The sequence below is a fragment of the uncultured Ralstonia sp. genome, assembly GCA_913056305.1.
Taxonomy (GTDB): Bacteria; Pseudomonadota; Gammaproteobacteria; order Burkholderiales; family Burkholderiaceae; genus Ralstonia.
The window spans coordinates 1-13,869 of record CAJXMR010000120.1 but is presented as its reverse complement, the minus strand read 5'-3'; the positions used below and the strand labels follow the sequence as shown (position 1 = coordinate 13,869).

Below are 13,869 nucleotides of genomic sequence, written 5' to 3'. Positions count from 1 at the left end.
GTTCGCGCAGGGCTCGGGCGACCAGCGTCTTCTCATCGAGCACGCCAAAGCGGTTCGGCAGGGCGCCGAGCATCAGGTTTTCCGCGACCGTGAGTTCCGGTACGAGATGCAGCTCCTGGTAGATGATCGCGATGCCCGCCGCGATGGCCGCGCGCGTGTTGGCAAACTGCTGCGGCATGCCATCGAGCGACAACGTACCCGCCTCCGGGTGGTTGACGCCCGACAGCACCTTGAGCAGCGTCGACTTGCCTGCGCCGTTCTCGCCCATCAGGCCGTGCACTTCGCCGCGGCGGATGTCGAGCGAGACGCGGTCGAGCGCCAGCACGCCGGGGAAGCGCACGGTGATGCCTTCAAGCTGCAGATAGGCGTCACGCACGGCAGCGTCGGGCGTGCCGGCTTCATCAAGTGAGAGGACTGTCATCGGATGCTCTTTGCGGATGAACACCGGGCGCGGACGGGAACTGCTGCATTCCCGTCCACGCCGCGCGTTGCATCAGATACCCAACTCCTTGCGCACGTCCTGCCAGTTGCCGCGCACCATCAGCTTGCCGGTGGTCTGCGTATCGGCCGGTGGCTGCTTGCCGGTCTTGATCCAGTCGACGAGGTTGGCGGTGCTGTCCTTGCCATGGTTGGTCGAGCTGACCGCGATCGTGCCGAAGAAGCCCGTCGGCTCCTTCTTCTGGAACTCGGCAAAGGCCTCGCCGGCACCATTGATGCCGACGCCGATCACGTCGGCGGAGGGAATGTGCAACTGCTCGGTCGCGCGCACGCCGCCCAGTACGGTCTCTTCGTTGAGCGCGAAGATCACCCACTTCTTGATGTCCGGATGCCGCGCCAGCACCGGCGACACCGCGTTGAAGCCGCCTTCATCGTCGGTGGTCTTCTGCGGGGCGTCGAAGATGTTCTCCTTCTTGAAGCCGCCGGCGAGCAGCGATTGCGTGGCGCCATCGGTGCGCAGCTTGGCGGTCGGCAGTTCGTAGTTCGTGATGCGCAGCGCGCCGACTTCCTCCGGCTTCCAGCCGCGACGCTTCATCTCGTCGCTGATCGCCTGGCCGACCTGGTTGCCGATCTTGAACGCCGACATGCCGAGGTGGGGCACGTTGCCCAGCGGCTTACCGGACGAATCGACGAGCTGATCGTCGACGGTGACGAACTTCATGTTGTAGCGCTTGGCGCGCGCGGCGATGGCCGGGCCCAGGCGCACGTCCGGCGCGCAGATGACGAAGCCCTTGGCGCCTTGCGCGCCCAGGTTGTCGATGGCCGACAGCACCTTCTCGCCATCGGGCGTGCCGATGTTCACTACCGAGAAGCCGTCTTTCTGGCCGAGCGCGGTGGCGGCCTTCTGCTCGTTGATGAACCAGGCCTGCTCGGGCATCTTGACCAGGAAGCCGATCTTGAGCGGCTCGTCGGCACGGGCCGGCACGCTGGCGGCCAGCGGCGCCAGGCAGAGGGTGGCCGCAAGGGCGGACAGGGTCAGCCGGCGAAGTTTGCGTTGCATGGTTGTCTCCTCGTTGGAACGGCTCTTATGGCACTGCGTGAAAAGGGAACGGCGGAAGGGGTGCAGGTTGACGGTCAGGGCGCGAACGGCTCGACCCAGTAGCGCCGGCCGAGCAGCATGGCGTCGGCCACGTGCTGCAGCGGCCGGACATCCACGTCGCTCGCGCCGCTGGCGATCAGTTCGAGAAAGCGTGCGTACAGGCTTGGGTATTCGCGTTCCGGGCCGACATCGATCTCGTCGCGGTCGATGATCAACTGCTTGCCGCCTTGCGCCAGCCGCAGCGTACCGTTGCGGGTGGTGACATCGATCTGCCACAGCTCGCCGGCGGTATGACGCCAGTCGAACTCAGCTTGAATCGGGGTGCCGCGCTCATCGGTGAAGGCCAGGTCGGCGGTAATCGGGGTGTGCCGGTTGGCGGGCACCCGCAGCTCGGCCGAAGTCAGGAAGAACGCGCGTGGCAGCATGTGGGTCAGGATCGACAACGCGTTGATGCCGGGGTCGAACACGCCCAGGCCGCCTGGCTGCCAGATCCATTCCTGGTTCGGGTGCCAGCGGCGCACGTCTTCCTTCCATTGCACGTCGACCGACACGATGGTCTGGCTGGCAAGCCACGCGCGCGCCGCCTCGACGCCGGGCGCGTGGCGCGAGTGCCAGGACGCGAAGAGCGTGCAGCCGTGTTCTCGCGCCAGTTCGGTGAGGATCGCGACCTCGGCCACGCTGGTGCCGGGCGGCTTTTCCAGCATGACGTGCTTGCCTGCGGCGAGTGCGGCGCGCGCCTGCGCAAACCGCACCTGCGGCGGCGTGCACAGGGAGAGCGCCTGCAGCTCTGGCTCGGCCGTCAGCATGGCGTCGAGCGTCGTGTAGTGCGGCAGGCCGTCGACGCGTGAGTGCGGGCTCGCGCAGGCAGCGAGCTTGAACCCCGGCTGCGCAGTCAGCGCCGGCAGGTGCTGATCGCGGGCGATCTTGCCCACGCCGACGATGCCGATGGCGATCTGCGTGGTCACGGGGCGTTCGATCTCCAAGGTGGTGGTTTGCATCGGTTCATGCCGCATGACTTATCGCCCCCAGCGCAGCACCAGCGGATCGAGCCGCCGGGCGATGTCGATCAGGCCCCGGCGCGCGTCCGGATGCAGGGCCGGGAGCGGGTGGCGCGGCGCCTCGCAGCCGATCACGCCGCCTTCCTTCATCAGCGCTTTGGCGGCCAGCAGGCCGGTCTGGCGGTTCTCGTGGTTGATCAGCGGCAGCCAGCGCGCGTACTGCGCGTAGGCCACGTCATGCCGCCCCTGGCGATGCGCTTCGAGGATCGGCCGGATGCCGTCGGGATACGCGCCGCCGGTCATGGCGCCGGTGGCACCGGCGTCGAGGTCGGCCAGCAGCGTGATGGCCTCCTCGCCGTCCCACGGGCCTTCCACCGCGTCGCCGCCCAGGCGGATCAGCTCGCGCAGCTTGGCGGCCGCACCGGGCGTCTCGATCTTGAAGTAGGCCACGTGCTCGATCTCGCGCGCCATGCGGGCCAGGAAGGCGGCGGACAGCACGGTGCCGCTGGCCGGCGCGTCCTGGATCATGATCGGAATGTCCACCGCGTCGGATACCTGCGCAAAGAACTCGTGGATCTGCGCTTCAGGTACGCGGAAGGTCGCGCCGTGGTAGGGCGGCATCACCATCAGCATGGCGGCGCCCATGTCCTGCGCCCGGCGGCTGCGTTGCGCGCAGACTTGGCTGCTGTAGTGCGAGGTGGTGACGATCACGGGCACGCGGCCTGCCACGTGTTCCAGCGCGGTGCGGGTGAGCAGTTCGCGCTCGTCGTCGGACAGCGCGAACTGCTCGGAGAAATTCGCCAGGATGCACAGGCCGTCCGAGCCGGCATCGATCATGAAGTCGATCGCGCGCTTCTGGCTCGGCAGGTCGAGTTCGCCTGATTCGGTGAAGGTGGTGGGCACCACTGGGAAGATGCCCCGGTAGCGTGGTGCCGGGCGGGCGGGGTGGACGGTCAGCAAGCCGGTCTCCTCGGAATGTGTCGGCCTTAGTGCGAGTGACGCGGCACCGCAGCACCGCGACAGCCGACCAGGAAATCCAGGTCGCAGCCTTCGTCGGCCTGCAGCACGTGGTCGACGTACAGGCGCTGGTAGCCGCCGCCGTCGCCGTGGGAGCGCGGCGCCTGGTAGGCGGCCATGCGGCGTGCCAGTTCCGCCTCGTCGATGTCGAGGTGCAGCGTGCCGGCCTCGCAGTCGAGTTCGATCCAGTCGCCGTCCTGCACCGCAGCCAGCGGGCCACCGGACGCAGCCTCGGGCGCCACGTGCAGCACCACCGTCCCGTAGGCGGTGCCGCTCATGCGTGCGTCGGAGATGCGCACCATGTCCTTCACGCCCTCGCGCAGCAGCTTGGGCGGCAGCCCCATGTTGCCGACCTCGGCCATGCCGGGGTAGCCCTTGGGTCCGCAGTTCTTCATCACCAGCACGGACGTCGCATCTACTTCCAGGGTCTCGTCGATGATGCGTTCCTTGTAGTGCTCAAGGTTCTCGAACACGACTGCCCGGCCGCGATGCCGCAGCAGTTCCGGGCTGGCCGCTGACGGCTTGAGCACCGCGCCACGCGGGGCGAGGTTGCCGCGCAGCACGCGGATGCCGCCGTCATCGATCAGCGGGTTGTCGAGCCGGCGGATGACCTCGTCGTTGGTGATGGGCGCGTCCTTTACGTTGTCCCACAGCGTCCTGCCGTTGACGGTCAGCGCATCGGGATGCGGCAGCAGGTCCGCCTCGCCCAGGCGTCGCAGCACGGCGGGCAGGCCGCCGGCGTAATAGAACTCCTCCATCAGGAAGCGGCCCGACGGCATCAGGTCGACCAGGGTCGGAGTGTCGCGGCCGATGCGCGCCCAGTCCTCCAGCTCCAGCGGCACGCCGATGCGCCCGGCGATCGCCTTGAGGTGGATCACCGCGTTGGTCGAGCCGCCGATGGCCGCGTTGGCGCGGATGGCGTTCTCGAACGCGGCGCGCGTGAGTATCTTGGACAGCGTCAGCCCCTGCAGCGCCATCTCGACGATGCGGGTGCCGGACAGATGGGCCAGCACGTAGCGCCGCGCGTCCACCGCCGGAATGGCAGCGTTATGCGGCAGCGACGTGCCCAGCGCCTCGGCCATGCACGCCATGGTGGAGGCCGTGCCCATCGTGTTGCAGGTGCCGGCCGAGCGCGACATCCCGGCTTCGGCCGAGAGGAAGCGGTGCAGGTCGATCTCGCCGGCCTTGAGCGATTCGTGCAGTTGCCACACGGCGGTGCCCGAGCCGATGTTCTGTCCATCCAGCTTGCCGTTGAGCATCGGGCCGCCAGTCACCACGATGGCTGGCACATCGCAACTGGCCGCGCCCATCAGCAGGGCGGGCGTGGTTTTGTCGCAGCCGGTCAGCAGCACCACCGCATCGATCGGGTTGCCGCGGATGGCTTCTTCGACATCCATGGCGGCGAGGTTGCGCGTGAGCATGGCGGTCGGGCGCAGGTTCGACTCGCCGTTGGAGAACACCGGAAATTCCACCGGAAAGCCGCCGGCCTCATAGATGCCGCGCTTGACGTGCTCGGCCAGCTTGCGGAAGTGCGCGTTGCACGGCGTCAGTTCCGACCACGTGTTGCAGATGCCGATGATCGGGCGGCCGTCGAATTCGTGGTCGGGGATGCCCTGGTTCTTCATCCAGCTCCGGTACATGAAGCCGTTCTTATCGGCGGTGCCGAACCATTGGGCCGAGCGCAGCTTGGGTTTCGATTCCGACATGGGTTCCTGAGCGTTGAGACGGGACGCGGATACGGCGGCAGCGTGGCCGCTGTGTCCGGAATATCAAATGGGATCGCGGCGTGGCCTGGCGGGCCCGGGTGTGTGGGGCCGCCAGACACGGCGCGTGGCACGTGACTTGTCTCCGTGTGTTTTGTGTTTTTTGATCGCTCCGAGTGTACGGAGGGGCCTGATATCCTTCCAATGAAATATTGGTCGTGATCGATATTCAATTTGATATCTACGGGGAATCCCGATGTCGAACTCCAGCCCCTGGTATGTCCGTGCGCGCCTGAAGACGCGGCAACTGTTGCTGCTGATTGCCTTGGCCGAAGAGGGCAACATCCACCGGGCGGCGGCCGCGCTCAACATGACGCAGCCGGCTGCCTCCAAGCTGCTGCGCGAGCTGGAAGCGATGCTCGACGTGCAGTTGTTCGAGCGCATGCCGCGTGGCATGCGGCCTACGCGCTACGGCGACGCGTTGATTCGGCATGCGCGGGCAGTGGTTGGCAGCCTGGACCAGGCGCAGGAGGAGGTGCTGGGGCTCAAGGCCGGACACCTTGGCCACGTGGCGGTGGGCACCATCACCTCGCCGGGTGTGAGGCTGCTGCCGCCGGTGGTGGCGCAAGTCACCCGTGAGCACCCGGGCTTGCGGGTGTCGCTGGAGATCGAGAGCAGCAATGTGCTGCTGGAGCGGCTGGCGCAGGACAAGCTCGACCTGGTGGTCGGCCGGCTCTTTGCCGAGCACGACAAGCTGCACCTGCGCTACGAGCCGCTGGCCGACGAGCCGGTCTATGCGGTAGCCCGCCCGGGGCATCCGTTGCTGGAGGCACCGGCATTGACGCTGCAGGATGTGCAGCAGGCGACCTGGGTGGTGCCGCCCATCGGCAGCGTGCTGCGCCACCGGTTCGACCTGATGTTCCAGCGCGCGAGCCTGACGGCGCCGTCGAGCGTGGTGGAGACCTCCGCGCTGCTGTTCCTGACTCGCATCCTGGAGCAAAGCGACATGCTCGCGGTGATCGGCGCCGACGTCGCGCAGTACTACGCGTCATATCGCATGGTGGCGATCCTGCCGCTGCCGATGCCGTGCCAGATGGACGACTTCGGCATCATCACGCGCACGGATCGGTTGCTCTCCCCGGCGGCGTTGCAGGTGGCCGAGGCGTTGCGTGTGGCGGGCCGGACGGCGTATGGCGCCGGCAGCGCCGAGAGGTAGGCAGGTTGATCCGCGTTGAAACAAAAAAGCCCGCAGTCGCGGGCTTTTTGCTGTTCCGGGCGATCGGCTCAGGCCGAGGGCAGCGTACCGTTCGGCGTCAGATGGTTGACGGCTTCAGGCAGACCTTCGGCAAGCTGGTTGGCGATTTCGCCCTCATTGACGCCGAAGGTCGAGGCCAGCTGCGACAGCGCGCCACTGCCGCCCAGCGCCTGGGTGATTTGTTCGCCAGAGACGGGCAGGTTCTGACCATTGCCGATCCACGAGCGGACTTGGTCACCCAGGCCGGCTTGTTCCAGGATCTGCTGCAGCGGGCCGAGGCCGCCCGGCGCGGCTGCATCCACGGCGGCGTGATCGGCGTTGCCACCGCCCGTCAGTTGGCCGAGCAGGCCACCGAGACCGCCCAGCGCGCCAGCACCACCGAGCATGCCGGCCAGCGAACCGAGCGAGCCCAGCAGGCCACCGCCTTGATCGCCTTGTGCGGCGGCATCACCGGCCGGGGCGTTGCCGTGCTTCATCGCCAGATAGGCCAGCAGGCCGGCTGCCAGCAGGACCTTCTTGTTGCCCAGCAGGGAGGACTGCCCGTCGCCAGCGCTGTTGCCAGCCAGGCCGCCGAGAACCGAATCGAGTAGACCCATGATGAGGCTCCTATCGTGTGTGGCGGGAAGGGGTGCCCGCCAGGTGGGGATCAAGCGATCAAAATTCGCCGAGCACGGCGTGCAGCGCGGAGATGGCCACCAGCGCCGCAGACTCCGTTCTGAGGATACGTCGGCCAAGTGTCAGCGGTAAGTAACCGGCGGCCTCGGCGAGCGACTCCTCGTCGGGGGCCAGCCCGCCCTCGGGACCGATCAGCAGTTCGATGCCGGCGGCGCCGATGCGCTCGCGCGATTGCACCGCCCATTGCGTGAGCGATTGCGTGCCGCGCGGAGACAGCAGCACGCGCGGTCGATCCGCAGTGCGCGCTGTACCGAGCCAGTCGCGCACGGTGGTGACGGGGGCGACGGTCGGTACGCGCGCGCGGCCGCACTGCTCGCACGCGGCCTGCACCAGCGCTTGCCAGTGCTGCACGCGCTTGACCGCGCGCTCGCCCGAGAGGCGCACCACGCCGCGCTCGGTCTGCAGCGGGGCGATGGCGTGCACGCCCAGCTCGACGGCTTTCTCGATCAGCCAGTCCATCTTGTCGCCGCCGGCAACGCCTTGCGCGAGCGTGATGGCGTAGCGCGCCTCGGTGTCGGGCTGCGTGGCCTCGCCGAGGCTGGCGGAGGCGCTGCGGCGGTCGATGGCATCGAGCCGCGCGCGGTATTCATGGCCGGAGCCGTCAAACAGGCAGACCTCGTCGCCCACGGCGAGGCGCAGAACATGGACATGCCGCGTGACAGCCTCGGAAAGTGCAACGCTGGTGTGCGCGGCGAGTGGCGAATCGACGTAGAAGCGGGGCAGCCCCATCGGGGAAATCCTTGTGATGCGTGCAGTGTGGAAAGTGGATCAAGCGGCGGGGCGGCAGGCCAGGCCCCATCGGTAGCCGTCGGGGTCGCGCACGGTGGCGTAGCGCTCGCCCCAGAAGACGTTGTCGGGCGGCATGATGGAGGTGGCGCCATGGTCGAGCGCGCGCTGGTAGACGGCGTCGACGTCTTCGCAGTACAGGTGGAAGCTCTGCGGGCATTCGAAGCCGGCGGCGGCCGGCGCCTTGGCCGTGGAGCCGAAGGCGCCTTCCGGCGCGAACATCAGCATGAGCTCGCCCTGGTAGGTCATCTCGACGTGGATCGGGCGACCGTGGTCATGCACTTCGTCCTGCACGCCGAAATCGAAAGCATTGCGATAGAAATCGATGGCGGCCGCGGCGTCGCGCACGGTCAGGTACGGGACGAGCCACGGCGTATTGGCGGGGCGGGGGAAGCTCATGATGTGCTCCTGCGGCGAAAGCGAAACCACTTCGGATGGCTAGTGTAGAGCGCCCGCAACGCCACAATCAAAAAGAAATCAAAACGTCTCGACGCTCGCCTGTGGGGTGCGCGCGCGTGCGCCGCCGCTGCGCGCGACTTCGTCCAGCAACCATTGGCGGAACAGCGCGAAACCGGGGTTCTCGGCGGCCTGGTGCGGGTGGATCAGGTAGTACGACAGCCGCAGCGAGGCCTCCGTCGCCAGCGGCCGCACGAGGCGCCCGGCGGCGATGTCGTATTCGACCAGGATGCCCTGGCCAAGCGCCACGCCTTGCCCGTCGATGGCCGCCTGCAGGGCCATCAGCGCCTCTGAGAACGCCGGCCCGCGCGAGGCATCGACGCCGCGCACGCCCACCTCGTCGAGCCATTGCTGCCAGGTCGGATGGTGCGCCAGATGGCGCCCGCCGCGTTCGTGCAGCAGCGTGCGCGCGGCCAGGTCTTGCGGCATGCGGATGGCCGCTTGCAGCGCGGCGTTGCAGACCGGGAAAAAGTCGGTGGCGGTGAACCACTCCACGCGCAGGTTGGGCGCGTTGACCTGACGGTCGTCGATGCACAGGTCGAACTGGCCGTGGTCCTGCACGTCGGCGGTGGAGACCTCGACGCGCACGTGCGGGTGCTGGTTGAAGAAGCGGTACAGGCGCGGCACCAGCCATTTGGCGCCGAAGGTGGGCGGCACCGCCACGCGCAGCGGGCTGTCGCCGGTGTCCATCAGCAGGTCGGTGGCCTGCTCCAGCGCGCGCAGGGCGTCGCGCACGCGGGGCAGGTAGTTCTCGCCCGGGTCGGTGAGCGCGAGCTGGTTGTTGCGGCGGACAAACAGCTTCAGGCCGAGGTGGTCTTCGAGCAGTTTGATCTGGTGGCTGACCGCGGCATTGGTCACGCACAGCTCGTCGGCGGCCCGGCTGAAGCTCAGGTGACGCCCCGCGACTTCAAAGACGCGTAGTGAATTAAGGGGAGGTAGGCGTCGCGCCATGGATTGTCGTTAAAAAAAATTTAACGTCTCGCGAAGAATTTGTAGTTTGCCACGTTCTGGGCACTCCGACTACAAATGCGCCTGGGGACGGCGCAAGAGCCGCTCCCAAAACTCCCCTGGCGTCGTTGCTGCCGTCTTGCCGTACTTCAGTACTGTCTGCGACGGCGCGCCTAGCCAGGGGAGCTTTGGAAGCGGCTCTTTTCGCACCTGCGATCTCAATCCAGCGCGGCGCCGGACCCCACTTACAAAAATCACATCAGGAGACGTCATGAACCGAAGCACCGCAGTTCGCGGGATGCTGGCGTGCGGGGTTGCGCTGGCTGGCTGGGCCGCACCCTCCCTCGCCGATACCAATGTCACGCTGTACGGCCGCGTCGCCGCCGGCATCGACTACGTCAGCAACGTCGCGCCCACGGCAACATCGGGCGGCGGCAGCCTCTGGCGCGGCGCCGACAACCAGTGGGGCACCAGCATGTTCGGCTTCATGGGCAAGGAAGACCTGGGCGGCGGCCTGCAGACGGTGTTCCGGCTGGAGTCGGGCTTCCACTCCACCGACGGCACCACCAACGGCACCGCGCTCTTCAACCGCCGTGCCTATGTCGGCCTGTCGAGCCCGACCTGGGGCACGCTGACGATGGGCAAGAACCTCTTCATCAGCAACGACGTCTGGTACCTGGACCCGACCGGCCAGCAGTTCATCGGCTCGGCCACGCTGGTGCGCGGGCGTAACTGGCAGGGCGCCAACAACATCGTCGAATACCAGAGCCCGACCTGGGGCGGCTTCCAGATCGGTCTGCAGACCGGGCTGGGTAACCAGGCGGGGTCGTTCACGTCGTCGCGCCGCGATGGCGTCTCGGCGGTGTACTCGAACTCGCTGGTGGAAGTGCGCGGCATCTATGACGTGATCCGCGACAGCAACGGCAAGTACTCCGACCTGTACAACTTCTCGAAGGAGTGGACGTTGGGCGGTATCGTCAAGCTCGATGCCCTGAAGCTCTACGGCACCTTCCAGCGCATCAACGCACCGGACGCGGCAGCGGGTGCCCCGTCGGCAGCCAACCATTACTGGATTGGTGCCACCTATGATGTGACGCATGCGCTGACCCTGATCGGCACGGTCTTCCGCACCGACGTGAACAACGATGCGGGCCACGCCACGCTGTTCATGGTCGGCGCCAACTACAACCTCTCCAAGCGCACGATGCTGTACGCCACCTATGGCCGCGTGCAGAACAGCAAGAACGCGGCGTTCTCGGTGGAAGCCACCAACAACAATCCGCTGCCGGGTCAGGGGCAGAACGGCGCCTACACGGGTATCGTTCATTCCTTCTGACGCACCGGCTTCTCTCTCCAACGCAATGCCACGCATGAACATCCTCACCATCGATACCGGCACCACCAACACGCGCGTCACGGTCTGGCGTGATGACGTCGCGCTCTGCCAGGCCGCGCGGCAGGTGGGGGTGCGCGACACCGCCATCACCGGCAACCGGACGACGCTGCAGCGCGGTGTGCAGGACACCATCGAAGCGGCGCTGCAGAAGGCCGGCTTCGGCCTGAACCAGGTCGACCTGGTGCTGGCGTCCGGCATGATCACCTCCAACGTCGGCCTGCACGAAGTGCCGCACCTGGTGGCGCCGGCCGGCCTGCGCGACCTGGCGGCGGGCATGGTGCAGGCGAGCATCCCCGAGGTGTGCGCCCAGCCGATCTGGTTTGTGCCGGGCGTGCGCAATCCGGTGGACAACCTCGGCCTGCACAACATCGAGTCGATGGACATGATGCGCGGGGAGGAAGTCGAGACCATGGGCCTGGTCTCGCGCCTCGGGATCACCGAACCGGCGGTGATCGTGCTGCCGGGCTCGCACTCGAAGTTCGTGCACCTGGACGCGGACCAGCGCATCACCGGTTGCGTGACCACGCTGGCCGGCGAGCTGCTGCACGTGATCACGCACAACACCATCCTGGCCGACTCGCTGGAATCCGATTTCGCCACCGAGATCGATCCGGAGATGTTGTTGGCCGGCGCGCGCAGTGCCAGCAGCATCGGCCTGGGGCGTGCCTGCTTCATGGTGCGCACGCTGGGGCAGTTCACGATCTACGAGCGCAATGCGCGGGCCAATTTCCTGCTGGGCGCGGTGCTGGGCGCAGATTTGCTCACGCTCAAGAACAGCAGCGCGATCCGCATGAACCCGGGCACGCAGTTCGTCATCACCGGCAAGCCGCTGCTGCGCGAGTCGTTGGCCGTGCTGGTGTCGGACGACGATTTCTTCTCGGGCAAGGTGACGGTAACAAGCAGTGAACAGCAGGAACACCTGGCCGGCAGCGGCGCGATCGCCATCGCACGCGAGCGCGGCCTGGTGAAGACCTTGAAGGTGGCGCAGGCCTAGCGCCCGCACCACCGTTTTCATCCACAGCAGAACAGGCGCCGCAACGACGGCGCTCGCCAAGGAGACAACATGAATCACCAACGACGCGGTACGTTCAAGGCCATCGCGGCCGCCACCCTGCTCACCATCGCTGGCGGGTTTGCCCATGCGGCCGAAGAGGTGAAGATCGGCTTCCTGGTCAAGCAGCCCGAAGAGCCCTGGTTCCAGGACGAATGGAAGTTCGCTGACCAAGCCGCCAAGGAGAAGGGCTTCAAGCTGGTCAAGATCGGCGTGCCCAGCGGCGGCGAGGTGCTGACCGCCATCGACAACCTCGGCGCGCAGCACGCACAGGGCTTCGTGATCTGCGTGCCCGACGTCAAGCTCGGGCCGGCAGTGGTGGCCAAGGCCAAGCAGAACAACCTCAAGCTGATGACGGTGGACGACCGCCTGGTTGACGGCGGCGGCAAGCCGATCGACGCTGTGCCGCACATGGGTATCTCGGCCACCAAGATCGGTGAGCAGGTGGGCGATGCCATCGCGCAGGAAATGAAGAAGCGCGGCTGGAACCTGGCCGACGTCGGCGCTATCCGCATCGCGTATGACCAGCTCCCGACCGCCAAGGAACGCACCGACGGCGCCGTGGCCGCGCTCACCAAGGCGGGCTTCCCGGGCGCCAACGTGCTGACCAGCCCGCAGGCCAAAACGGACACGGAAGCCGCCTTCAACGCCGCCAACATCACGCTCACCAAGAACCCGAAGTTCAAGCACTGGATCGCCTTCGGCCTGAATGACGAGGCGGTGCTCGGTGCCGTGCGCGCGGCCGAAGGCCATGGCGTGAAGCCGGCCGACATCATCGGCGTGGGCATCGGCGGCAGCCAGTCGGCGATGAACGAGTTCGCCAAGCCGGGCGAGACCGGCTTCTTCGGCACCGTGCTGATCAGCCCGAAGCGCCACGGCTATGAGACCTCGCTGAACATGTACAGCTGGATCACGACCAACAAGGCGCCGGACCCGCTCATCCTGACCAGCGGCCGCCTCATGACGCGCGACAACGAGAAGGCCGTCCGCCAGGAGATGGGCCTTTAAGCCCGCGGCTGCAACACGTAGAGAAGGAGACTTGCCATGTCGGCGTTTCTTGAGTTTCGTGGCATCAGCAAGGTGTTTCCGGGCGTACGGGCGCTGTCCGATGTGTCGTTCGGCATCGAATGCGGCCGCGTGCACGGCTTGCTGGGCGAGAACGGCGCGGGCAAGTCGACCCTGCTGAAGATCCTCGGCGGCGACTACCAGCCCGATGGCGGGCAGATCGTCGTCGAGGGCCGCCCGGTGACGTTCCCGACCACGCGGGCGGCGCTGGATGCCGGCATCGCCGTCATCCACCAGGAGCTGCAGACGGTGCCCGAGCTGACGGTGATGGACAACCTGCTGCTCGGCCACCTGCCGGCCAGCGGCGGCTTCATCCGCCAGCGCGAGGCGATGGCGTGGACGCGCGAGCAGCTCGGCCGCATCGGCGTCGACCTGGACCCGCGCGCCAAGCTGAAGCACCTCTCCATCGGCCAGCGCCAGATGGTGGAGATCTGCAAGGCGATCCTGCGCGATGCGCGCGTGATTGCGCTGGATGAGCCGACGAGTTCCTTGTCGATCCGCGAGACCGACATCCTGTTCCGGCTGGTGAAAGACCTGCGCGCGCAGGGCCGGGCGCTGATCTACATCTCGCACCGGCTGGATGAGATTTTCGAGCTGTGCGACGGCTGCACGATCTTCCGCGACGGCCGCAAGGTGGCGGATTTCCCGAGCATGGCCAAGGTCACGCGCGACGAGCTGGTCGCGCAGATGGTCGGTCGCCAGATCGACGACATCTTCGACTATCGGCCGCGCACGCTGGGCGAGGTGCGCCTGCAGGTGGACGGCCTGATGGGCGCGAAGCTGGCGGAGCCGGCGAGCCTGTCCGTGCGGCGCGGCGAGATCGTCGGGTTGTTCGGCCTGGTGGGCGCGGGGCGTTCGGAACTGGCGCGCCTGATCTACGGTGCCGATCGCAAGACCGCCGGCGCTCTCGCGCTGGATGGTGCGCCGATCCGCATCCGCGACGTGGCCGACGCCATCCGCCAAGGCATCGTGCTGTGCCCGG

The 13,869-nt window shown here is 67.2% G+C and carries 14 protein-coding genes; 5 read left to right on the top strand and 9 right to left on the bottom strand.

Going from position 1 to position 13,869, the window contains the following annotated elements:
- The 5 genes from QZ609_RS17310 to QZ609_RS17290 form a co-directional block, all read right to left on the bottom strand.
- Window positions 1-421: ATP-binding cassette domain-containing protein (locus tag QZ609_RS17310; RefSeq protein WP_295497398.1), on the bottom strand; the 421-nt coding region annotated here is incomplete at its 3' end.
- Between the two features lie 72 nt (window positions 422-493).
- A complete protein-coding gene (locus QZ609_RS17305) occupies window positions 494-1,498 on the bottom strand; it encodes an arabinose ABC transporter substrate-binding protein (protein ID WP_295497397.1) in 1,005 nt (334 codons plus the stop codon).
- Window positions 1,499-1,572: 74 nt separating this feature from the next.
- Window positions 1,573-2,502, bottom strand: coding sequence for a Gfo/Idh/MocA family oxidoreductase (locus tag QZ609_RS17300; protein ID WP_295497400.1), 930 nt, complete (start codon window positions 2,500-2,502; stop codon window positions 1,573-1,575).
- Window positions 2,503-2,553: 51 nt separating this feature from the next.
- On the bottom strand, window positions 2,554-3,495 hold the full coding sequence (locus QZ609_RS17295; protein ID WP_295497395.1) for a dihydrodipicolinate synthase family protein: 942 nt from the start codon (window positions 3,493-3,495) through the stop codon (window positions 2,554-2,556).
- A 26-nt stretch (window positions 3,496-3,521) separates the two neighbouring features.
- Window positions 3,522-5,258 (bottom strand): IlvD/Edd family dehydratase, encoded by a 1,737-nt coding sequence (locus QZ609_RS17290; RefSeq protein WP_295497393.1) that lies wholly within the window; start codon window positions 5,256-5,258, stop codon window positions 3,522-3,524.
- Between the two features lie 253 nt (window positions 5,259-5,511).
- Here QZ609_RS17290 and QZ609_RS17285 point away from each other — a divergent pair, with 253 nt between their 5' ends.
- Window positions 5,512-6,471, top strand: coding sequence for a LysR family transcriptional regulator (locus QZ609_RS17285; protein ID WP_295497391.1), 960 nt, complete (start codon window positions 5,512-5,514; stop codon window positions 6,469-6,471).
- A gap of 68 nt (window positions 6,472-6,539) precedes the next feature.
- Here the strand turns inward: QZ609_RS17285 and QZ609_RS17280 are convergent, their stop codons facing one another.
- The 4 genes from QZ609_RS17280 to gcvA all read right to left on the bottom strand — a co-directional run bounded on the left by QZ609_RS17280 (window position 6,540) and on the right by gcvA (window position 9,378).
- Window positions 6,540-7,106: a YidB family protein gene (locus QZ609_RS17280; RefSeq protein WP_295497389.1), complete on the bottom strand. Its 567-nt coding sequence runs from the start codon at window positions 7,104-7,106 to the stop codon at window positions 6,540-6,542.
- A gap of 58 nt (window positions 7,107-7,164) precedes the next feature.
- Entirely contained in the window at window positions 7,165-7,914 is a 750-nt protein-coding gene (locus QZ609_RS17275; protein ID WP_295497387.1) for a 16S rRNA (uracil(1498)-N(3))-methyltransferase, read from the bottom strand.
- 39 nt (window positions 7,915-7,953) lie between these two features.
- Window positions 7,954-8,370 (bottom strand): glyoxalase/bleomycin resistance/extradiol dioxygenase family protein, encoded by a 417-nt coding sequence (locus tag QZ609_RS17270; RefSeq protein WP_295497385.1) that lies wholly within the window; start codon window positions 8,368-8,370, stop codon window positions 7,954-7,956.
- Between the two features lie 78 nt (window positions 8,371-8,448).
- Window positions 8,449-9,378, bottom strand: coding sequence for a transcriptional regulator GcvA (gcvA, locus tag QZ609_RS17265; RefSeq protein WP_295497384.1), 930 nt, complete (start codon window positions 9,376-9,378; stop codon window positions 8,449-8,451).
- 268 nt (window positions 9,379-9,646) lie between these two features.
- Between gcvA and QZ609_RS17260 the strand changes: the two genes are divergently transcribed.
- From QZ609_RS17260 to QZ609_RS17245, 4 genes are all read left to right on the top strand, one after another.
- Window positions 9,647-10,711, top strand: coding sequence for a porin (locus tag QZ609_RS17260; protein ID WP_295497382.1), 1,065 nt, complete (start codon window positions 9,647-9,649; stop codon window positions 10,709-10,711).
- 34 nt (window positions 10,712-10,745) lie between these two features.
- Window positions 10,746-11,765 (top strand): 2-dehydro-3-deoxygalactonokinase, encoded by a 1,020-nt coding sequence (locus QZ609_RS17255; protein ID WP_295497380.1) that lies wholly within the window; start codon window positions 10,746-10,748, stop codon window positions 11,763-11,765.
- Window positions 11,766-11,834: 69 nt separating this feature from the next.
- Window positions 11,835-12,830, top strand: coding sequence for an arabinose ABC transporter substrate-binding protein (locus QZ609_RS17250; protein ID WP_295497379.1), 996 nt, complete (start codon window positions 11,835-11,837; stop codon window positions 12,828-12,830).
- 36 nt (window positions 12,831-12,866) lie between these two features.
- On the top strand, window positions 12,867-13,869 hold a 1,003-nt coding region (locus tag QZ609_RS17245; protein WP_295497377.1), incomplete at its 3' end, for an ATP-binding cassette domain-containing protein.

Coding starts and splice junctions, on each gene's coding strand:
- QZ609_RS17305 (WP_295497397.1), bottom strand. CDS start 1,498: ATGCAACGCAAACTTCGCCGGCTGACCCTGTCCGCCCTTGCGGCCACC.
- gcvA (WP_295497384.1), bottom strand. CDS start 9,378: ATGGCGCGACGCCTACCTCCCCTTAATTCACTACGCGTCTTTGAAGTC.
- QZ609_RS17275 (WP_295497387.1), bottom strand. CDS start 7,914: ATGGGGCTGCCCCGCTTCTACGTCGATTCGCCACTCGCCGCGCACACC.
- QZ609_RS17270 (WP_295497385.1), bottom strand. CDS start 8,370: ATGAGCTTCCCCCGCCCCGCCAATACGCCGTGGCTCGTCCCGTACCTG.
- QZ609_RS17285 (WP_295497391.1), top strand. CDS start 5,512: ATGTCGAACTCCAGCCCCTGGTATGTCCGTGCGCGCCTGAAGACGCGG.
- QZ609_RS17250 (WP_295497379.1), top strand. CDS start 11,835: ATGAATCACCAACGACGCGGTACGTTCAAGGCCATCGCGGCCGCCACC.
- QZ609_RS17255 (WP_295497380.1), top strand. CDS start 10,746: ATGAACATCCTCACCATCGATACCGGCACCACCAACACGCGCGTCACG.
- QZ609_RS17280 (WP_295497389.1), bottom strand. CDS start 7,106: ATGGGTCTACTCGATTCGGTTCTCGGCGGCCTGGCTGGCAACAGCGCT.
- QZ609_RS17260 (WP_295497382.1), top strand. CDS start 9,647: ATGAACCGAAGCACCGCAGTTCGCGGGATGCTGGCGTGCGGGGTTGCG.
- QZ609_RS17290 (WP_295497393.1), bottom strand. CDS start 5,258: ATGTCGGAATCGAAACCCAAGCTGCGCTCGGCCCAATGGTTCGGCACC.